Origin of the sequence: Neiella marina (assembly GCF_002165625.1) — a bacterium.
In the GTDB taxonomy this organism is placed as follows: domain Bacteria; phylum Pseudomonadota; class Gammaproteobacteria; order Enterobacterales; family Neiellaceae; genus Neiella; species Neiella marina.
Window position 1 is genome coordinate 112,760 of the sequence record NZ_NGNS01000005.1, and the last position, 20,164, is coordinate 132,923.

General features: G+C 49.9%; 16 protein-coding genes and 2 tRNA genes. 14 read left to right on the plus strand and 4 right to left on the minus strand.

The features are described 5' to 3' along the window. The first annotated feature begins 1 nt into the window (after position 1). From mnhG to CBE68_RS06475, 8 genes are all read left to right on the plus strand, one after another. A complete protein-coding gene (gene mnhG / locus CBE68_RS06440; RefSeq protein WP_087505249.1) occupies positions 2-337 on the plus strand; it encodes a monovalent cation/H(+) antiporter subunit G in 336 nt (111 codons plus the stop codon). After that, positions 334-1,317, plus strand: a complete 984-nt coding sequence (locus tag CBE68_RS06445) for a DUF4040 domain-containing protein (RefSeq protein ID WP_087505250.1) — start codon at positions 334-336, stop codon at positions 1,315-1,317. The genes mnhG and CBE68_RS06445 overlap by 4 nt, the downstream gene beginning before the upstream one ends. Further along, positions 1,317-1,676 (plus strand): cation:proton antiporter subunit C, encoded by a 360-nt coding sequence (locus CBE68_RS06450; RefSeq protein ID WP_087505251.1) that lies wholly within the window; start codon positions 1,317-1,319, stop codon positions 1,674-1,676. Before CBE68_RS06445 ends, CBE68_RS06450 begins: the two co-directional genes overlap by 1 nt. Continuing rightward, positions 1,673-3,160: a monovalent cation/H+ antiporter subunit D family protein gene (locus CBE68_RS06455; protein ID WP_087505252.1), complete on the plus strand. Its 1,488-nt coding sequence runs from the start codon at positions 1,673-1,675 to the stop codon at positions 3,158-3,160. Before CBE68_RS06450 ends, CBE68_RS06455 begins: the two co-directional genes overlap by 4 nt. Then, the gene (locus CBE68_RS06460; RefSeq protein ID WP_087505253.1) at positions 3,157-4,620 is read left to right on the plus strand and encodes a monovalent cation/H+ antiporter subunit D family protein; all 1,464 of its coding nucleotides are present in this window, start codon (positions 3,157-3,159) and stop codon (positions 4,618-4,620) included. The genes CBE68_RS06455 and CBE68_RS06460 overlap by 4 nt, the downstream gene beginning before the upstream one ends. After that, positions 4,617-4,889 (plus strand): hypothetical protein, encoded by a 273-nt coding sequence (locus tag CBE68_RS06465; RefSeq protein ID WP_087505254.1) that lies wholly within the window; start codon positions 4,617-4,619, stop codon positions 4,887-4,889. Before CBE68_RS06460 ends, CBE68_RS06465 begins: the two co-directional genes overlap by 4 nt. Continuing rightward, complete coding sequence (locus CBE68_RS06470) at positions 4,882-6,591, plus strand: Na(+)/H(+) antiporter subunit D (RefSeq protein ID WP_087505255.1); 1,710 nt, start codon at positions 4,882-4,884, stop codon at positions 6,589-6,591. The genes CBE68_RS06465 and CBE68_RS06470 overlap by 8 nt, the downstream gene beginning before the upstream one ends. Positions 6,592-6,736: 145 nt before the next feature. Then, positions 6,737-8,377: a SulP family inorganic anion transporter gene (locus CBE68_RS06475; RefSeq protein ID WP_087505332.1), complete on the plus strand. Its 1,641-nt coding sequence runs from the start codon at positions 6,737-6,739 to the stop codon at positions 8,375-8,377. Positions 8,378-8,490: 113 nt separating this feature from the next. Here CBE68_RS06475 and CBE68_RS06480 read toward each other — a convergent pair. Further along, a tRNA-Asn gene (locus CBE68_RS06480) sits at positions 8,491-8,567 on the minus strand. Between the two features lie 43 nt (positions 8,568-8,610). Next, positions 8,611-8,687: transfer RNA gene (locus CBE68_RS06485), tRNA-Asn, on the minus strand. Positions 8,688-8,945: 258 nt separating this feature from the next. On the opposite strand from CBE68_RS06485, the gene CBE68_RS06490 reads away from it, so the two are divergent. The 3 genes from CBE68_RS06490 to CBE68_RS06500 all read left to right on the plus strand — a co-directional run bounded on the left by CBE68_RS06490 (position 8,946) and on the right by CBE68_RS06500 (position 11,358). Beyond that, on the plus strand, positions 8,946-10,625 hold the full coding sequence (locus tag CBE68_RS06490) for an alanine/glycine:cation symporter family protein (RefSeq protein WP_087505256.1): 1,680 nt from the start codon (positions 8,946-8,948) through the stop codon (positions 10,623-10,625). Between the two features lie 86 nt (positions 10,626-10,711). Continuing rightward, entirely contained in the window at positions 10,712-11,056 is a 345-nt protein-coding gene (locus CBE68_RS06495; protein WP_087505257.1) for a hypothetical protein, read from the plus strand. An 8-nt stretch (positions 11,057-11,064) separates the two neighbouring features. After that, positions 11,065-11,358 carry a YeaC family protein gene (locus tag CBE68_RS06500; RefSeq protein ID WP_229744673.1) on the plus strand — a complete coding sequence of 98 codons (294 nt, stop codon included), beginning with the start codon at positions 11,065-11,067 and terminating at the stop codon, positions 11,356-11,358. A gap of 6 nt (positions 11,359-11,364) precedes the next feature. Here the strand turns inward: CBE68_RS06500 and ansA are convergent, their stop codons facing one another. Next, positions 11,365-12,378, minus strand: coding sequence for an asparaginase (gene ansA, locus CBE68_RS06505; protein ID WP_087505259.1), 1,014 nt, complete (start codon positions 12,376-12,378; stop codon positions 11,365-11,367). Between the two features lie 150 nt (positions 12,379-12,528). After that, positions 12,529-14,373: a signal peptide peptidase SppA gene (sppA, locus tag CBE68_RS06510; RefSeq protein WP_087505260.1), complete on the minus strand. Its 1,845-nt coding sequence runs from the start codon at positions 14,371-14,373 to the stop codon at positions 12,529-12,531. A 204-nt stretch (positions 14,374-14,577) separates the two neighbouring features. On the opposite strand from sppA, the gene CBE68_RS06515 reads away from it, so the two are divergent. From CBE68_RS06515 to glnS, 3 genes are all read left to right on the plus strand, one after another. Continuing rightward, complete coding sequence (locus tag CBE68_RS06515) at positions 14,578-16,629, plus strand: oxidoreductase (protein ID WP_188708106.1); 2,052 nt, start codon at positions 14,578-14,580, stop codon at positions 16,627-16,629. 175 nt (positions 16,630-16,804) lie between these two features. Next, entirely contained in the window at positions 16,805-18,349 is a 1,545-nt protein-coding gene (locus tag CBE68_RS06520) for a Na+/H+ antiporter NhaC family protein (RefSeq protein WP_087505261.1), read from the plus strand. A gap of 146 nt (positions 18,350-18,495) precedes the next feature. Next, complete coding sequence (gene glnS / locus CBE68_RS06525) at positions 18,496-20,163, plus strand: glutamine--tRNA ligase (RefSeq protein WP_087505262.1); 1,668 nt, start codon at positions 18,496-18,498, stop codon at positions 20,161-20,163. Position 20,164: the final 1 nt, after the last annotated feature.

Sequence of the window (20,164 nt, forward strand, 5' to 3'; positions counted from 1 at the left end):
CATGACCGAGCAATTGATTGATGTGTTGAGTTGGGTACTGTTAACTGCTGGTGGCTTTTTTGTCTTGGTTGGTGGCGTGGGAGCGTTGCGACTGCCGAATTTCTACACCCGAATGCATGCTGCCAGTGTCACCGATACCATGGCGACTTTCTTGATCCTTGGCGGCGTCATGCTCCAAGCCGGCTTGTCTTTGGCGACCATCAAGCTGATCGCTATTTTGGTTTTCCTATTGTTGACCGGTCCAACAGCGTCTTATGCATTGGCCAATGCGGCACTGCTATCAGGGATGAAACCTGATGTATGCGCCACTAAGAAAAGCAAGGAGCAGGCCGAGTGATTATTGTTTTCGCACTGTTTCTGCTGACTCTGTTAGTCATTACTGCCATCGCTATTGTGCGGGCAAAAAATCTGTTCGTTGCAGTCATGCTGACTTCTATTTTCAGCTTATTGATGGCAGCCAACTTTTTTATTCTTGATGCTGCTGATGTTGCGCTTACTGAGGCTGCCATTGGCGCCGGGGTGACCACGGTCATATTTCTTGGTGCGCTATCATTGACCGCTGAGCACGAGAAAAAAGCAAATATTGCTCGGTGGCCCGCTATTGTTGTGGTTGTTGCAACTGCTTTGGTGTTGATTTATGCCACCTTTGACAAGCCAAGACTCGGCGATCCTGACGCCCCCGTTCATCAGCATGTTGCGCCTTGGTATCTCAGTGAAACGCCTGAATTGATCGGCATACCCAATGTTGTCACCGCGGTGCTAGGTAGCTTTCGCGCTTTTGATACCTTGGGCGAAGTATTTGTGGTTTTTGCTGCCTGCATTGGGGTGTTGTTTTTACTCAGTGCTCGCAAAGAAGCGGGTAAGCAATCCCGTGCCAAGGCACCACAATCAATTGGTCTTCGTCATCACCTTATTCCTAAAGTCGTCGGTCGCTTTTTGCTGCCGTTCATCATTTTATTCGGCCTTTATGTCCAGTTTCATGGTGAATATGGCCCAGGCGGTGGTTTTCAGGCCGGCGCTATTATCGCAACGGGAATCATTCTGTTCGCATTATTAGAAGGAGAGCAGCGGGCGTTGGCTGCTATTCCCCGCTCAGTGCTGTTGTTGATGGTCGCCGGAGGCGCCATGTTATACGCGTTAGTTGGCATTGTCGGGATATTAATGGGAGGCAACTTCCTGGATTACTCGGTGCTTTCATCTGATCCGGTGTTTGGTCAGCAGCTGGGTATCATTCTCATTGAGGCAGGCGTTGGCATTACTGTGTGTGGTGCATTGTTAGCTATTTTTCATGCCTTTGCAGCTAGAGAGCATTACTAATGGAACTGCTTGGTTATTACAATTATTGGGTATTTGCGGTAGTACTCATGATCGGTTTTTATGCCGTCATTGTCTGCAATAACTTAATCAAAAAATTACTCGGGTTAGCGATTTTTCAGTCGGCAGTGTTCCTGATGTATATCACCATGGACAAGGTTGAAGGAGGCACTGCACCTATTATTCAAAAAGGGGTTGAAGGCCAAATCTTCTCTAACCCACTACCGCAAGTTTTGATTCTTACCGCTATCGTTGTTGGTGTGTCCACTACTGCACTTGGACTTGCCATTGTTGTCCGTATTAAGGAAGCCTATGGCAGTGTCGAGGAAGACGACATTCTGGCTAAGGATCGCCAATCGTGAATCTCACTGAACACCTTGCTGCACTGCAGGTTGTCGTACCGCTGTTGGCGGCTCCTGTGATCGTCCTGTTGCAGGGAAAACGCCTCGCTTGGGCTGCTACCACAGCGACCAGCGTGATGGCATTTATTATCGCCGTGGCATTAACCGTTGGGGTCATGAATGGCCAGGATTTCCAGTACTTTATGGGCTCTTGGGATGCGCCTTATGGTATCGAACTGCGCGTTGATGCATTAAGCGCATTGGTGTTATTGGTGGTCACTGGCGCTTCAACTGTTGCGCTTTTGGCCGCTTACCACAGTGTCGAGTCGCAAGTCGAAACGGAGCGGCAACCCTTGTTTTACGCCGCTTGGGTATTGGCTCTGGCGGGCCTGACAGGCATTACGGTTGCTGCTGATGCGTTTAACATTTTCGTATTCATGGAGATCTCGTCTCTTGCCAGCTATGTGCTGGTAGCTGGCGGTCCCGATCGCCGCGCACTTCCCGCGGTATTTAAGTACCTTATCTTTGGCACTATTGGCGCGACCTTTTACTTAATTGGTGTTGGCCTCATTTACATGATGACCGGCACACTCAACTTGGCCGACATGGAATTGCGCATTCATGAAGTGTCGGATCAAAGCCCAATCTTGGTTGCTGCTGGCTTTATCACCGTTGGTTTAGCGCTCAAAGCCGCAGTGTTTCCGCTTCACATCTGGTTGCCGAGCGCTTATACCTTTGCGCCACATGCGGTGACGGTTTTTTTGGCCGCATGTGCTACCAAAGTGTCTTTGTACGTGCTGCTGCGTTTTGACTTTTTTGTTTTCCAACAAAACCTCTTTGGCCATGAAGCCCAGTTTGCCTATTTCTTAATGCCACTGGCGTTGGCTGCAATTATTGTGGCTTCAGCGATTGCCATGTTCGAAAAGAACGTCAAACGGCTTTTAGCTTGGTCTTCGGTTGCCCAAATTGGCTACATTATTCTCGGAGCCAGCTTAGTGACTGTCGCGGGATTAAGTGCCAGTATTTTGCATATTTTCAATCACGCTCTGGCCAAAGGGACGTTGTTTTTGGTGGTTGCTTGCCTCGCACTACAGGTTAGCCAGTTGCGCTTGGGCAGCTTGGCCGGTATTGCCAAAGCGATGCCATGGACCTGCGGGGCGTTTGTTGTTGCCGGATTAAGTTTGATCGGAGTGCCCGGTACCGCTGGGTTTGTTAGCAAGTGGTACTTGATTTCAGCCGTGCTGAGCCTAGGACCATCAGGTATTGCCTTAGCCGCAGTGATTGTGGTCAGTTCGCTGATGGCCGTTGTTTATATCTGGCGTATCGTTGAGCAAATATATTTTCAACCAGCGACCGCAATGACAACCGTGAAAGAAACGCCGATATCATTGTTGGCACTGACATGGCTTGCTGCGCTGGCAAATATCTATTTTGGCCTCAACCCTGAGTTGCCGGTAACGCTCTCGAGCGCTGCTGCAACTGTGTTAATGGGGCACTTACAATGAGTTCATCAAGCTTAATTATTGCCGCGCTATTGATTCCTCTCGCTGGTGCTGTGGCGATTGTTGTCGCCGGTCGTTTGCATGACAACCTCAGAGAGGCCGTCACCCTAGTTACCGCTGGAGCCCTAGCTTGGGTCGTTTGGAGCCTATTGCCCGAGATTCAAGCTGGAAGCCGGCCCGCCGTTAGCATCAGCGAAGTGGTTCCGGGAATCGACATTGCGTTCCGGGTCGAACCCCTTGGAATGTTGTTTGCTGCACTGGCATCGACGTTATGGATTGTTAACTCGATCTACTCGATTGGCTACATGCGCGGCAACAAAGAGAAGAACCAAACGCGCTTTTTCACCTTCTTCGCTATTGCCCTGTCTGCCACCATGGGGATTGCATTCTCGGCCAATTTGTTCACTCTGTTTTTGTTCTATGAGGTACTCACGCTGTCCACTTACCCTTTGGTGTCTCATAAAGGAGATATCAACACGGTGCGCTCGGCACGGGTATATCTCGGAGTTTTGTTGGCGACCTCAATCGGTTTATTCCTCCCTGCAGTTATCTGGACCTATATCGCCGCAGGCTCAGGTGATTTCACCATGGGGGGAATACTGGCGAGCAAAGTTGAAGGTCCTGAAGTTGGCTTACTGTTAGGGTTGTTTGTGTTTGGTATTGGTAAAGCCGCGGTCATGCCGGTACACCGCTGGTTGCCTGCGGCGATGGTGGCGCCAACACCGGTTAGCGCATTACTGCATGCTGTAGCCGTGGTCAAAGCTGGTGTTTTCGCTATTACCAAGATTATTGTCTACATCTTTGGTGTTGATTATCTATTTGCCGAACCATCCAGCAGTTGGTTGGTTTATGTTGCCGCATTTACCATTGTGGCAGCGAGTTTGGTCGCATTAAGACAACAAAACCTCAAGCGTTTATTGGCTTACTCCACCATTGCGCAACTTTCTTATGTGGTGATGGCTGCAGCCATCCTCAAACCGCTGGCGGAAATTGGCGCGGCAGTGCACATGGTGGCCCACGCGTTCGGCAAAATTACCCTGTTCTTTGCCGCTGGGGCAATTTACGTCGCGTCGAAAAAAACCGAGTTACACCAATTGCATGGTATTGGCCGTCGTATGCCCTGGACCATGACTGCGTTTACCATTGGTGCGCTTAGTATGATCGGTGTCCCTCCGACCGGTGGATTTGTCTCCAAGTGGTACATTCTTGCCGGTGCATTCCAGGCTGATAACTACGTTGCTGTAGCAACAATTATTGCCAGTACAGTACTCAATGCAGCTTACTTTCTGCCCATTATTTATCTTGCTTGGTTTGCCGATGAACGGCCAGAAAACGATAACCAACACGGCGAGGCGCCTTTGCTAGCGGTGTTTGCGTTAACCGTTACCGCCTTGCTAACCATCGGCTTTTTCTTGTTTAACGCGACCGTCCTCGATCTTGAACGGCAATTGGTGAGCCAATGAAGGATTCTAAACATCGAGACGACCATTGGCTGGTCCGTCCCAAAACCATACGCCTACTTTGGCTTGCTTTTTCGGTGGTGTTGACATTGACAGTGTTGGCCCAGCTGGTGATTAGTATTAAAGGTTACGTTGGTGTCGATAGTTGGTTTGGTTTCGGCGCTGCCTTTGGCTTCCTGTCCTGTGTGGCAATGGTGTTGTTTGCCAAATTGTTAGGGAAGGTGTTGAAGCGTCGCGAAGACTATTACCGTGAGGGGGCAGACGATGTTTGATTCCCTTCCGCCAGCGTTAATCTTGCTGGCAGGTGCTCTTTTAATTGCGGTATTACGTGGCTACTGGCGAATTGGCGTGGTGCTACTTGCTCCTTTGGCGACCTTACTGGCTGTTTGGCAGGTGCCTGATGGTATCGTCGCCACGCTACCGTTTTTAGATTACACCCTGCAGATAGTGGAAGGCAGCCCGCTACGTCGGTTATTTGCCACTGTTTTTGCTGGTATGGCGCTCGTTGGTGGACTATATGCCTATCGCACTGCCCGCTGGTATGAGTTGAGCGCTGCATACGCTTACGCAGCTGGCGCCATCGGGGTTTGTTTCGCTGGTGATCTGATCACTTTGTTTTTGTATTGGGAACTGATGGCGCTGTTCTCTACCGTCGTTGTGTGGTGTGGCAATAGCGCTGCTGCCAGAGCCGCTGGTATTCGCTATGCCATCATGCATTTGCTCGGCGGCATCATCCTTAAAGTGGGCATCGAAGGGGTTGTCGTCCACACTGGCTCAATTGATATCCAGCCAATGTTGGCAACTAATTTCGATACTTGGATGATTCTGATTGGCATTTTAATCAATGCCGCAGCGCCGCCAGTCTCTGCTTGGCTGGCCGATTCTTATCCTGAATCGAGTCCCACCGGTTCGGTATTTTTGTCAGCCTTTACCACCAAAACCGCAGTGTTGGCGTTGATACTTATGTTCCCAGGCGAAAAAGTATTGATCGGCGTGGGCTTGTTTATGGTGATGTACGGCATTATTTTCGCGCTGCTGGAAAATGACGTCAGGCGAATACTGGCGTACTCCATTGTCAACCAAGTTGGTTTCATGGTGTGTGCAGTGGGAATAGGCACTCAAATGGCGCTAAATGGCGCCGCGGCACATGCTTTTGCCCATATCATCTACAAAGCTTTGTTGTTTATGAGTGCTGGTGTGGTGATTTATCGAACTGGCAAGAACAAGTGTACTGAAGTGGGGGGCTTGTTTCGAACCATGCCAGTCACTGCCTTTTGCGGCATTATTGGTGCGTTGGCTATTTCCGGATTTCCGCTTACGTCTGGCTTTACCACCAAGACCATGATTTCGCAGGCTGCGGCTGATGAGTCTTTGGTCACTGTCTATATGCTACTGGCGGCGGCATCGGCAGGAGTATTTCTCCATGCTGGTATCAAATTCCCATGGTTTGTTTTCTTCCAACGTGATTCTGGCTTACGGCCCAAAGATGCACCTTGGAATATGGCTGCTGCTATGTTTGTTTTGGTCGCGCTGTGTCTTGGTATTGGAGCCTTTCCTGGGTTGTTTTATCAGTTCTTGCCATATCCGGTGGAATACACTCCGTACACCGCTAGTAAGGTGCTGTTCTATCTGCAACTACTACTGTTCTCGGGGCTAGCGTTCTTCCTTCTTCTGCCTCTGATGCGGCGAACCGAAACCATCAGTCTGGATACCGATTGGCTGTGGCGGGTATTGCTCAACCGTGTTGCTTGCTCGATTGGCGCTTTCATTTCGGCCCTGTTAGCGGCGATTAGCCGAGTTACCGATAAGGTTCTGACGCGATCGAAGAAAGCTTGTGCGAAGCAAATGAACACCGACTTAGACGCGAACGATGACGAGGAACTAGGACTATTTGCTCGCTCTTGGCCCATTGGTCGGACGGCGATGTGGATTGCAGTGCTGCTAACTGGTTATGTTTTTGCTTACTACTTATAGCTGCGTTGTTTATTCACAGCTGAGATTAATGCTGGGGCGAACGATAAACCCTTCCGTTTGTAGGTAGTTAGAAAACCAATTATCGATATACTCTGGCGAAATTTTGATGAGGAGCAACTGATTGTTTGAAGGTAAGTTTGAACAGATGAATGTCAAAGGCGATCTGTTTGGCGGTGTGACGACTGCGATCGTTTCGCTGCCGATGGCGTTGGCCTTTGGTGTTGCCTCCGGAGCAGGTGCCGAAGCCGGCTTATGGGGCGCTATTCTGGTGGGCTTATTTGCTGCACTGTTTGGTGGTTCTCGAACGCTAATTTCTGAGCCAACAGGCCCCATGACGGTTGTCATGGCCGCTGTGCTTACCTCGATGATGGCCAAACACCCCGATGGTGGCTTGGCAATGGCTTTTACCGTGGTGATGATGGCGGGGGCGTTTCAAATCGCCTTGGGTGCGCTCAAGCTCGGCAAATACATTACGCTGATGCCTTACAGCGTTATCTCCGGTTTCATGTCCGGCGTTGGCGTTATTTTGGTGATTTTGCAACTCGGCCCCTTTCTGGGGCAACCGACGCCCGCCGGTGGCGCAATTGGCACCATTCAAGCCTTACCTGATCTCATTCGTAACATTGACTTCGGTGAGTTCCTACTTGGCTCATTGACCCTCGGCGTACTGTTCTTTATGCCGAAAAAATACAAAAAGCAGGTGCCGCCACAATTGGTCGCGCTGGTGGCAGTGACGCTGGTCTCGATGTTGCTGTTTAGTTCCGAAGGCATCCGCCGCATTGGTGAGATCCCAAGTGGTCTGCCATCCATCGTGTGGCCGACGTTCTCTTGGGGATTGCTCAGCGAAATGCTAGTTGATGCGTTAGTACTCGGTACCCTGGGTTGTATTGATACACTGTTGACCGCCGTGATTGCCGATAGCTTGACGCGCAAAGAGCACGATTCCAATCGAGAACTGATGGGGCAGGGGATTGCCAATACCGTATCGGGGTTATTCGGTGGTTTGCCCGGCGCTGGTGCCACCATGGGTACGGTGGTCAACGTTCAAGTTGGCGCTCGCTCGCCGCTTTCCGGCATTGTCCGAGCGGTGATCTTGCTACTCGTTGTGCTGTGGTTTGCGCCACTAATCCAACCTATTCCGCTAGCCGTTCTGGCTGGTATAGCGCTATTCGTTGGTCTTAATATTCTTGATTGGAGCTTTATCAAACGAGCCCACACGGTGTCTTTAGTTCCGACCTGCATCATGTATGGCGTTTTGTTTCTCACTGTGTTCGTCGATTTGATCTATGCCGTAGGCATCGGTGTGTTTTTGGCTAATGTGATTACCATTGAAAAACTCAGCCGAGTCCAAGAAAAGAACGTCAAGGCCATCTCTGATGCCGATGATGGCGTACCATTGAGTGCTGAAGAAAGAGCATTACTGGACCAAGCAAAAGGGCAATTGTTGTTGTTCTATTTGTCTGGGCCAATGATATTCGGCGTTTCTAAGGCCATTGCTCGCCAGCACGCCGCCATTGACCAATACAAAGTGATGGTGTTGGACTTAAGTGCGGTACCCATGATTGACGTTACCGTGGCTTTAGCGTTGGAAAATGCCATGCGTGATGCGAGGGATGCAGGTTGCCAGGTGTATTTGTTCAGCCCCAATGAGCAAACGATGGAACAACTGGAGAAAATGAAGATACGAGATTGGTTGGGTGACGACCATATCGTCAATTCTCGCTACGATGGCCTCAGTAAAGGTCTGGCAGAAGTCCAGAAGCAGGCAAACCCAGTGCAGATCTAACTCAGATTAGTGTTATGGCCTCTCGAAGGTAATCTCTTCAGGGGCCATGGTTCAATACCAATGACATTGCCAGTAACGAAAAAGGCCTGCTCAATGAGCAGGCCTTTTCGATTTGGCTCCCCAGGTTGGATTTGAACCAACGACACATGGATTAACAGTCCACCGCTCTAACCAACTGAGCTACTGGGGAATAAACTTGCTTTTTGATTCCGCCGGAGCCGAATCTGAAAATTTGGCTCCCCAGGTTGGATTTGAACCAACGACACATGGATTAACAGTCCACCGCTCTAACCAACTGAGCTACTGGGGAATTGCTTTTTGCCGACCTATTTCGTCGAAAGCGGGGCGAATCTTAAAGGCATGTCCGTTGGCTGTCAACACCTTCTATGACGATTTTGTTGCCTTCGCTTAAATCTTGTTCGGAGGCCCCATTTTTAGTGGTCAAAATGGCCAAAATGCAGCCACTTGGGCGTCATGACTTTTCTAATCGATTCAATCTGTGTAACGTGGCAGACGACAGTCAGATCACATAATACTTACAATTCAAAATAAATCAGGGAGTGTTCCGTTGGAAACTTTACGTCAATGGATCTTGGCACTGGATAGTGTGCTCGGTTCCGCCGCATATTTTCCGTACTTGTTACTAGGCACAGGTTTGTTCTTTACCTTGTATCTTGGATTTCCGCAGATCCGCTATTTCAACCATGCGTGGAAAGTGGTTCGCGGCAAAGGCAAGTACGATCACAGTAAACTAGAGGGTGATACCTCTCATTTTCAAGCATTATCAACAGCGCTGTCGGGTACGGTCGGCACCGGTAATATCGGCGGTGTCGCGTTTGCCATCTTTTTAGGCGGGCCTGCGGCATTGTTTTGGATGTGGATGACCGCATTCTTCGGTATGACGACCAAGTTTGTCGAAGTCACCTTGTCACACAAGTATCGAGTCAAAACGACTGATGGCACCATGGCTGGCGGCCCTATGTATTTCATGGACCGGCGTCTCAATATGCGATGGTTGGCGATTATCTTTGCCATTGCCACCGTCATTAGTTCGTTTGGTACCGGCAGTTTGCCGCAAATGAATAACATTGCTCAGGGGATGGAAGCGACGTTTGGCATTGACCCTTGGGTTACCGGTGGTGTCCTGGCTATTTTGCTGGCCCTAGTGATTCTTGGTGGCATTAAGCGTATTGCTGCCGTTACTTCTCGGGTTGTACCGTTGATGGCTGTGCTCTATGTCATCGGCGCACTCGCCGTTATTGCCTATAACATTGAAAATCTAGTGCCGTCTTTTGTGTCAGTGTTTAAAGATGCATTTACTGGCTCCGCCGCCGTTGGTGGCTTCTTAGGCGCATCTTTTGCTTATGCGTTTAACCGTGGGGTGAACCGTGGCTTGTTTTCAAACGAAGCCGGCCAAGGCTCTGCACCGATTGCTCACGCCTCCGCTAAGGCTGATGAGCCGGTATCAGAAGGTATGGTTTCGATCTTAGAACCATTCATCGATACCATCATCATCTGTACTCTCACTGGTATGGTCATTTTGTCATCCGGTGTATGGACCGATAAGCACAGCAACGTTTTTGACCGCTCGGATATGACCTTTGTGAGTGGCCAATACACTGACAGCGACCAAGCTGACCGAGAGCAGTTAGGTCGGTTCTTGAATGGTCAGGACAGCGAAGTAACAGCGTTTAACGGTACCTTGTTGATTAACAAGGGACGCAACATGTCGGGTGATGCAACCCTGCTGGCTGCTCGCTCTGTTGCCGAGAATGTTATGTATCGTGCTGGTGGTGTGCCTTATGACGGCGTGTTAGAGGTAAAAAATGGCCGTTTGATTACCCCAATGCAAGATGGTGAGCCGCTGGCGATCACTGTTCGCGGCGATTCTCTGGTGCATTCTGCCAGACTCACCACCATCGCCTTCAAACAAGGTTACTTTGGCGACTACGGCCAGTACATTGTGTCGATTGGTTTGCTGCTGTTTGCGTTTTCCACGGCGATTGCTTGGTCATATTATGGTGACCGAGCAATTATCTACCTCGTTGGTATTCGTGGTGTGATGCCATATCGGGTGTTTTATGTTGCTGGCTTTTTCTGGGCAGCAGTTGCCGATACGTCTTTAGTTTGGGACTTGGCAGCGGTTGCGATTGTATTAATGACGATACCAAACTTGTTTGGCTTGTTGATGCTATCAAAAGAAATGAAGCAAACAGTGAAAGACTACTGGCAAAAGCAAGAGCCGTAACAGCAACACTTTGCTGTCATTGCTTGCGTGACGATCATAGGGGCCGCTATTATGGCCCCTGTTTTTTATCGCTAAAGGTAGTTGTCATGGCATTAATTGAATGCCCCATGTGCGCCAAAAAAATTTCCAGTAAGGCCAAGTCTTGCCCTCACTGTAAAGCCGACTTTGAAAACCTCACCCAAGGCCAACTGGAAGCTCGCCGAGATATTGCCAACATTAAGCGGCAACAAGGGCTAATGACGCAGTCATTCATAGCCATGTTGGTGTTTTGTAGTGGTGTGCTGATGTACTTCTTAGGTGATCACGAAACTTATGTTTGGATGCCATTGGCCGGTCAAATCATCGGTGTGACGGGTTTGGTGTGGTATCTGTCGTTGCGCATTTTCATGGTTGCGCAAAAAGTAAAATCGAAACCCCGTCAAATAGGTTAGGAATCGCAATGAGTATGTCGGTTGAGCAATTAGTTAGTGCCATGACCCCTGATATCTACAATAACCTCAAAACAGCTGTCGAACTCGGCAAGTGGGCCGACGGCACGCCGTTGACCGCTGAACAAAAAGAGCACAGTTTGCAGGCTGTTATTGCCTATCAGGCATTACACATGGATCAGACCGATCACATGACAGTCGCCGCTGGCGGAGAACTTAATGTGAAGTCTAAAGCGGCGTTAAAAACCCAGTTTTCAGATCAGCCGATTGTCGGTGACGACGACATCGGCCGGTTCAAACCATAGCGCTTGTTAGAACGCGCTCAATTCACCGCGCAGGTTTCGTAGCATTTGCTCTTTGACCTGCTGCGGCGTCAAGTCTTGGCTAAGCAAGAAATGCAACTTGGTTAACGTTGCTTCAATGGTCATGTCTTGACCTGAGATTGCGCCGGTATTGGCTAGTTTGTTGCCCGATACATACCCCGCCATATTGACGTGCCCTTTGAGGCATTGGGTGGTATTCACGATCACGATGCCATCATCATCGGCTTTTTTCAGCAACTCCAGCATCTGTTGATTGCCCGGTCCATTACCGACACCATAACTCTGTAAAATTAGTGCCTTGACTGGCTGTCGTAAAATGTTCTCAATGAGTTCGGGCATGATGCCCGGGTAGAGCCGGACTAAGCCAATCGGTTGTGGCGATATCGGCTGGACATTGAGGGGCTCGTTGCTACTGGTTTTACTAATCTTGCCTGCGTTTACTCTGACATCAATACCGACGTTAATCAGTGACGGGTAGTTTGGCGAGGCAAATGCATCAAATGAGTCTGCATCGACCTTGCTACAACGGTTGCCACGATAGAGGGTATTGTTGAAGAACAGACAAACCTCAGCGACCGGATAATTGGCTGCTAGATATAGCGCATTGAGCAAATTTGTTTGGCCATCTGAGCGCAGCTCAGCCAACGGAATCTGCGAGCCGGTTACGATCACTGGTTTATCGAGGTTGGTGAGCATAAAAGACAACGCAGAGGCAGTAAATGCCATGGTGTCAGTGCCGTGCAGGACGATAAAGCCATCGTAACGGTGATAGTTCGTTTGAATGTCCTCTGCGATACGCTGCCAATCCGCAGGCTCCATCTCCGATGAGTCCAACAACGGCGAATACTCGCGAATGGTGAAGTTTGGCATCTCCTTGCGATGAAACTCGGGCATTGCTGCCACAGCGCCAACTAAGTGGCCGGGAGTTGGCACATAACCGCCAGCAGAGGGACACATACCGATGGTGCCGCCAGTATAGGCGACGTAGATATTCTTTTTCATTTAAATCCCAATGCGACTGAACAGTTGTAGCGTTGATTTTCTAGCATTGACTTTAACTTCAGCTGAATCGGTCGTCTACTAATTGTGACACTGGACAATAAAAAAGAGCCCGCGAGGGGCTCTTTCATCATTTGACTGTTGAACGGTTGATTAAAGGCTGCACTGCAGGCAGAGAGCATAGGTGTGGCCAGGGTCATCCCACTGAGCACTTAATGCTGGGTGCTGCAAAATGCGCTTGGCGAGGCTCATCAACGGCGCAGTGGAGTCGCTAAAGGCAGCATTTGCAGGCAGCATGGCTTGAGCTTGTCCGAAGATTGCCTGTAGCAGCTTATCGCGCTCGGATAGTGGCTTTTCGACAACGTTAACATCATATTTTTCCAAGCCGGCCAGTTCGGCAGCGGCACTAACTGCACTGTTCAAGTCACCTAGCTCATCAACTAAGCCTAGTTCTTGCGCCCGCATGCCACTCCAAACTCGGCCTTGGGCGACGGCATCAACTTCTTCGAGCGTCATGTCTCGATTATCAGCAACCAATTGTAAGAATTGTTGGTAGCCATGTTCGATACTCTGCTGAATGACCCGCTCGAATGACTCGTTCAACGGACGAGCAGGAGAGAAGCCTGCGAGTGGTGTGGTACCAACGCCATCGGCATGAACACCGATATGAGCCAAGCTGTTCTCGAACGTGGTTAACATGCCGAAAATACCAATAGAGCCAGTGATGGTAGCCGGAGAGGCGACAATCTTGTCTGCCGGGGCCGCAATCCAGTAGCCACCCGAGGCCGCTGAGCTGCTCATCGATGCCACAACCGGCTTGCCGGCTTTTTTCAGCTCATCGATTTCCTCGCGAATAACGTCAGAAGCGAATGCACTGCCACCAGGACTATCAATGCGCAGCACCACAGCTTTGATATCGTCATCAAAGCGAGCTTGACGGAGCAGACGGGCAGTGCTGTCGCCACCAATCTTGCCTGGTGGTTGATAACCATTGACGATGACGCCTTTAGCTACCACGATGCCAACTTGGTCTTGTGACGACGGGTGGACAATGTCTTGCCGCGTTAGGTCAAGATAAGATTTGAAGTGAATTTGCTTGAACGAATGATGGTCGTCATCGTAGCCAACAATATCACCTACGAAATTGCGCATTTGCTGGCGGCTAGTGAGTTCGTCGACCAAGCCCATGGTCATTGCCAAATCGGCTGAATTGCCGCCGTGCTGTTCCATTAAGTTGGCGTAATCATGAATTGATTCATTCAACTGTTCGCGAGTTAGGCCTCGTTGCTCTGACACATCCATCAAATAGAGCTGCCAAAGATCGTCAAGCCACTGCTGATTGGCGAGGCGGGCTGCGTCAGACATATCATCGCGAAGAAAGGGTTCTACGGCTGACTTGTAGGTGCCGACACGAAATACATGAGTGCTGACTTTGAGCTTCTCCAGCATTGATTTGAAGAATAATTGATAGGCACCGTAACCCTCGAGCATCAGCATGCCGTTTGGATTCATCAATACGGTATCAGCATGACTGGCTAAGTAATACTGGTCTTGCGAATACCAATCGCCAATGGCAATGACTGGCTTGTCGGCAGTTTTGAATTCCTCTAGTGCGGCACCAATTTCCTGCAATTTACTCAGTCCGCTTGGCATCATCTTGCCAGCATTGATAACCAGCGCTTTGACTCGACGGTCATGGCGGGCGTTATCAATCACGCGGATAACATCGGCGAGCAGTATTTCTGGCTCTTCGTCTTTTCCGCCCATGGCTTCTTTGAAGAATTGCGACATTGGATCGATGGCTCGGGTTTGTTCAACAATTCGGCCGTCGAGGGTTAGAACCAACGCGCCTTCTTCAAATTGTGAGCCTTTTTCTTGGGTGGAGAGGGCGACAATGACGGTCACCACGATGAGCAAGAAAACTAAGTTAATGAGTGCCTTGCGCGCCCAATTGAGGATGCGCCAACACCAACCGAAAAAACCTCGAATAAACTTCATCAATACTCTATCTCACGTCTGCTAATAACTAAATTTGTTAGCTTTTTTCATACGCCAACTTTAACGCGCACGATTGTCTACGGCCAATCTAAGTTGTAAATAAATGTAATCTGTCGCACACCCTTGAGTACTGGATGTTTTCATCTGGTAGGACCAGTGCTAGGTTTCAATGCAACTGACCTCCGCAATGATAATGAAACAGTTATGGCTGATCACAATAAACCTGCAATCGAAAAATACAGCAACATGCTGGCGCCATTGGACTTGGGTTTTACCGTTTTACGCAATCGCGTGTTGATGGGCTCAATGCACACGGGCTTAGAAGAGGAGCGCGGCGGCTTTGACAAGTTAGCCGAATTTTATCGTGCCCGCGCAGAAGGTGGGGTCGGCTTGATTGTGACAGGCGGAATAGCGCCCAATTTTCGCGGCCGACTGGCGCCCAATGGCTGCCAGTTGAGTTTTCCTTGGCAGCTTGGTAAGCACCGCAAAGTAACCACAGCAGTGCATCAGGGCGGTGGCAAAATCTGTCTTCAGATACTTCACGCAGGGCGATATGGCTATCATCCATTAAGCGTCTCAGCGAGTGCGATTAAAGCGCCTATTTCACCCTTCAAGCCGTCTGAATTATCAGTTCGAGGGATTAGCAAAACCATCAAAGACTTCGCCAATACAGCAAAGCTGGCTCAGCGCGCGGGTTACGATGGCGTCGAAATCATGGGATCAGAAGGCTATCTGATCAATCAGTTCATTTGCGCCAGAACCAACCAACGGCAAGATGAGTGGGGCGGAAGCTATCAAAATCGGATTCGCTTAGCTTTAGAAATAGTTGCAGCAACGCGTCGAAAAGTTGGTACTGATTTCATCATTATCTTCCGCCTAAGCATGTTGGATTTAGTCGAACAGGGCAGCTCATGGGATGAAGTTATCGAGCTTGCCAAAGCGCTTGAGCACGCTGGTGTCACTATTATCAACACAGGTATTGGCTGGCACGAAGCACGGATCCCAACAATTGCGACCAGCGTTCCTAGGGCTGCATTTAGCTGGGTCACTGAAAAACTTAAGCCCCATGTATCGATTCCTCTGGTGACCACTAATCGGATCAATGATCCACAGGTGGCAGAAGATATTCTGCGCCAAGGGCAGGCAGATATGGTGTCTATGGCAAGGCCTATGCTGGCAGATCCTGAGTTTGTTAACAAAGCAGCCCGTGATGAAGCTGACCTTATTAATACTTGTATAGCCTGCAACCAAGCTTGCCTAGATCACGTCTTCAAAGGCAAACGGGCCTCCTGTTTGGTCAACCCGTTGGCCTGTTATGAAACTGAATTGCTGATGACGCCAGCTACTAAGCGTAAGGCGATTGGTGTCATTGGGGCCGGGCCAGCAGGACTGGCAGTAAGCTGCTACGCCGCTGAGCGAGGGCATCAAGTAGTGTTAATGGACAAAGCCGATGATATTGGGGGCCAGTTTAATATTGCCAAGCAGATCCCCGGCAAAGAAGAATTCTATGAAACATTACGTTACTTTCGTAACCGGCTGCGGCAACTTGGTGTCGACGTGCGCTTGGGACAAGTTCAAAGCGTTGATTCGCTCAAAGCTCTGGGCTTAGACGAACTCGTTGTAGCGACCGGTATTGAGCCGCGGATGCCTGATATTGAAGGCATTGAACATGACTCGGTGTTGAGTTACTTGCAAGTGATTAGAGACAAATGTCCGGTAGGAGAGCGCGTTGCCATTATTGGTGCTGGCGGTATCGGTTTTGATGTTGCCGAATATCTTGTCCAGCACGGCGAGTCCAGCACTTTAAAGCCACAACAGTGGTTAGACGAATGGCAGATTGATCCAGCACTGGCACAACGCGGCGGACTGAAAAATGACAGTGGCAGCAGCATTCAAGCCGCCCGCAAAGTTTACCTATTGCAGCGTAAAACCTCCAAAGTAGGCGCTGGCTTGGGCAAAACCACAGGTTGGATTCACCGAGAATCGCTGAAAAAACATGGCGTCGAAATGATTGCCGGGGCGCAGTATCAACGTATCGACGAACAAGGTTTGCACTTGGCGATCAACGGCGAGCCGCGTTTATTGGAGGTCGATAGTGTGATTGTGTGTGCGGGTCAGAAGCCAGATCGCAATCTTTATCATGCCCTGCAGCAAGCTGGTTTTGCCCCGCACTTGATTGGCGGTGCAGATGAAGCGGCAGAGCTGGATGCCAAACGCGCTATTCGTCAGGGCGCAGAATTGGCGGCCAAGCTATAGCCAAATAGCGCAAAAACAGTGGGCCATAGTTATTGGCCCACTGTCGCTTGCTCATGAACAACAACGATAGGGAACCTTTTACGGTCCCCGAAGTCCATCTAAGGCCCAAACTTTCAACTTGTTCGCAATTCGTGCCAAACTTCGGCCTGATGGACTTATCTGAGGACTTTTTTCGATGAATTTTGCTGAGTCAGCGTGGTCGCTGTTACCGCCGTTTTTAGCGCTGAGTGCTGCGGTTGTGAGCCGACGCGTGGTGCCGTCGCTGGCTCTCGGTATCCTTGCCGGAGTTGGCTTGCTAGCTGGCGGTGATCTGTTGCGAAGCGTTGACCTGCTGTGGAGCAAAGTAACGGGGCTGGTTTGGGCTGACGGCGAACTGAATAGCTGGAATCTCTATATCGTTGGTTTTTTGCTGCTGCTCGGCATGCTCACCAGTTTGTTATCATTGAGTGGCGCGACTCAGGCGTTTGCCAATTGGGCCATCAAGCGGATTCAAACTGCCCGCGGCGCTCGCTTAACGACGGTGTTCCTAGGAATTGTGATCTTTATTGATGACTACTTTAATAGTTTAGCGGTTGGTAGCGTCAGCCGCCCAATCACAGACAAACTCCGAACTTCCCGGGCCAAGTTGGCCTACTTACTTGATTCGACGGCGGCGCCAATGTGTGTGCTAATGCCGATATCGAGCTGGGGAGCTTACATCATCGCTGTCATTGGCGGCATCCTGCTCACTCATAACGTTACAGATATCTCGCCATTGCATGCCTTTGTCGCCATGATCCCAATGAACTTCTATGCCATTTTTGCCATCGCTTTGGTGGTGGTTGTGGCGATTTGGCCGATTAACTTGGGGGCCATGAAGGCCTGTGAGCGCAAAGCACTAAGTGGCGATGTTGGTGGTATTCAGCAAACGCTCGCTGATGATCAGCTGCCGCCTTTAGCAAACGGTCATGTTGCAGGGCTACTGGTGCCGATTGCTGTGCTGGTCATGGCGACTGTCGTGGCATTGATTGCAACTGGCACTCAAACGGTGTTGGCTGATGGCGGTGAACTAACGGCGTTAACCGCGTTGGAGAACACTGACGTTGGTTTGTCGTTGATTATTGGTGGCGTGGTCGCACTTATTGTCGCTATTGCCATGCTGGTGCCCCAACAACCTAAACTGAGCCAGCTTGGTAACAGCTTGGTTGTTGGTGCTAATTCTATGCGTGGCGCCATTATCGTATTGTGTTTTGCTTGGTGTATTGGCTCGGTGATTAGCGACCTCAAAACCGGCGCCTACTTGGCGTCGTTTGTTGGTGATTCGATTGCTTCAAACTGGCTGCCAACATTGCTGTTTGTGCTCGCCGGTATCATGGCTTTTGCCACTGGTACTAGCTGGGGTACCTTCGGCATCATGTTGCCAATTGCCGGCGACATGGCGGCGGCCACAGACATTGCGATGATGCTGCCATTGTTAGCGGCGGTGCTGGCTGGTGCGGTGTTCGGCGACCATTGCTCTCCTATCTCGGATACTACTATCTTGTCGTCGACAGGCGCGGGCTGCGATCATATTGAACACGTTCGGACTCAGCTGCCTTATGCTGTTCTTGTCGCTATTGTTAGCGCCGTTGGTTATGCCGTGATGGGCACGAGTGGCTCGGTAACTGCTGGACTAATGACATCAAGCTTGGTTTTTGCCCTGCTCGTGTGGGGCTTAAAACGCGGGGTCCGAGAGGTTTAACGTGAATTTTTAATGGCGAGTGCGGTTGTAATCAAAACTATCCGTAAAACGCCAATAAATCACTACTGTCGCTGTTGTTTTTGCACAGGCAATGGTAGATGATTAGCGGTCGTAATTTTGCTTAGTAGTTAGTTAGAGGATATCCCATGTCAGAGGCGGCTCCTGCGCCAAAGCCAAGCAACTTCATCCGTCAAATCATTGATCGTGATTTGGCTGAAGGTAAGCATTCAAGCGTACACACACGCTTTCCTCCTGAGCCCAATGGCTATTTACACATCGGCCATGCTAAGTCGATTTGTTTAAACTTTGGCATTGCTGAAGATTATCAGGGCCAATGCAACCTGAGGTTCGATGACACCAATCCTGAGAAAGAAGAACAGCACTTTGTTGATAGTATCAAGCGCGACGTTAGCTGGTTGGGATACGAGTGGAGTGGTGATGTTTGCTACTCCTCCAACTACTTTGACCAATTGCATCAGTACGCCATTGAGCTAATTGAGAAAGGCTTAGCCTATGTCGACTTCCTGACGCCTGAGCAAATCCGTGAATATCGCGGCACGCTCAAAGAGCCCGGCAAGAACAGTCCTTATCGCGATACTCCAATTGAGGACAATTTGGCGGCATTTACTGGTATGCGCAATGGCGAATACAAAGAGGGTGAGTGCTGCTTGCGAGCCAAAATTGACATGTCGAGCCCGATTATCTGCATGCGCGATCCGGTGATCTATCGCATCCGCTTTGCTGACCATCATCAAACGGGCAGCAAGTGGTGCATCTATCCGATGTATGACTTTACCCACTGCATTTCGGATGCCTTGGAAGATATCACTCATTCGCTCTGTACTCTGGAATTTCAAGATAACCGGGCGTTGTATGATTGGGTGTTGGACAACATCACCATCGACAGTCGTCCGCGTCAGTACGAATTCTCAAGGCTAAACCTTGAATACACAGTGATGTCGAAGCGTCGACTCAGTGCCTTGGTCCAAGATGGTCACGTAGAGGGTTGGGATGATCCCCGAATGCCAACCATTGCTGGCTTACGCCGCCGAGGTTATACACCGGCTAGCCTGCGTGAATTTGCTGCTCGTATTGGTGTGACCAAGCAAGAGAATATGGTTGAAATGGCCATGCTTGAAGCCTGTATTCGCGAGGATCTCAATGACAATGCGCCCCGCGCTATGGCGGTTATCGATCCCATCAAGGTAGTGATTGAAAACTACCCTGAAGGGCAAACTGAAACCCTCCAAGCGCCAGTTCATCCAACCAAGGAAGAACTGGGTGAGCGGCAGCTACCTTTTGGCCGCGAGCTGTTTATTGATCGTGACGATTTCAGAGAATCGGCCAACAAGAAGTACAAGCGACTAGTACTGGGCAAAGAAGTGCGATTGCGCAATGCCTATGTGATCAAAGCTGAGCGCTTTGACACCGATGAATGCGGCCAAGTAACGACGGTTTATTGTACGTATGACCAAGATACTTTAGGCAAAAATCCTGCCGATGGTCGTAAGGTCAAAGGCGTCATTCATTGGGTTTCTGCCGAGCACGGCCTGCAAGCCGAAGTGCGTCTGTACGATCGCTTGTTTACCGTTCCAAACCCTGGCGCGGAAGATAATTTTTCATCGGTGTTGAACAGTGATTCATTGGTCATCAAACATGCTGTCATCGAACCGAGCTTAGCCGATGCAGGAGCTGAAATAGCCTATCAGTTTGAGCGCGAGGGCTATTTTTGTCGCGATAGTGCCAACATGGATCGGCTGGTGTTTAACCGTACCGTTGGTTTGCGCGATACTTGGGCCAAGATCGGTGGCTAAT

Excerpts from the sequence above, each read along its gene's own strand:
- mnhG (WP_087505249.1), top strand. The coding sequence starts at position 2 with ATGACCGAGCAATTGATTGATGTGTTGAGTTGGGTACTGTTAACTGCT.
- CBE68_RS06450 (WP_087505251.1), top strand. The coding sequence starts at position 1,317 with ATGGAACTGCTTGGTTATTACAATTATTGGGTATTTGCGGTAGTACTC.
- CBE68_RS06460 (WP_087505253.1), top strand. The coding sequence starts at position 3,157 with ATGAGTTCATCAAGCTTAATTATTGCCGCGCTATTGATTCCTCTCGCT.
- CBE68_RS06465 (WP_087505254.1), top strand. The coding sequence starts at position 4,617 with ATGAAGGATTCTAAACATCGAGACGACCATTGGCTGGTCCGTCCCAAA.
- CBE68_RS06470 (WP_087505255.1), top strand. The coding sequence starts at position 4,882 with ATGTTTGATTCCCTTCCGCCAGCGTTAATCTTGCTGGCAGGTGCTCTT.
- CBE68_RS06475 (WP_087505332.1), top strand. The coding sequence starts at position 6,737 with ATGAATGTCAAAGGCGATCTGTTTGGCGGTGTGACGACTGCGATCGTT.
- CBE68_RS06495 (WP_087505257.1), top strand. The coding sequence starts at position 10,712 with ATGGCATTAATTGAATGCCCCATGTGCGCCAAAAAAATTTCCAGTAAG.
- CBE68_RS06500 (WP_229744673.1), top strand. The coding sequence starts at position 11,065 with ATGAGTATGTCGGTTGAGCAATTAGTTAGTGCCATGACCCCTGATATC.
- ansA (WP_087505259.1), bottom strand. The coding sequence starts at position 12,378 with ATGAAAAAGAATATCTACGTCGCCTATACTGGCGGCACCATCGGTATG.
- sppA (WP_087505260.1), bottom strand. The coding sequence starts at position 14,373 with ATGAAGTTTATTCGAGGTTTTTTCGGTTGGTGTTGGCGCATCCTCAAT.
- CBE68_RS06515 (WP_188708106.1), top strand. The coding sequence starts at position 14,578 with ATGGCTGATCACAATAAACCTGCAATCGAAAAATACAGCAACATGCTG.
- CBE68_RS06520 (WP_087505261.1), top strand. The coding sequence starts at position 16,805 with ATGAATTTTGCTGAGTCAGCGTGGTCGCTGTTACCGCCGTTTTTAGCG.
- glnS (WP_087505262.1), top strand. The coding sequence starts at position 18,496 with ATGTCAGAGGCGGCTCCTGCGCCAAAGCCAAGCAACTTCATCCGTCAA.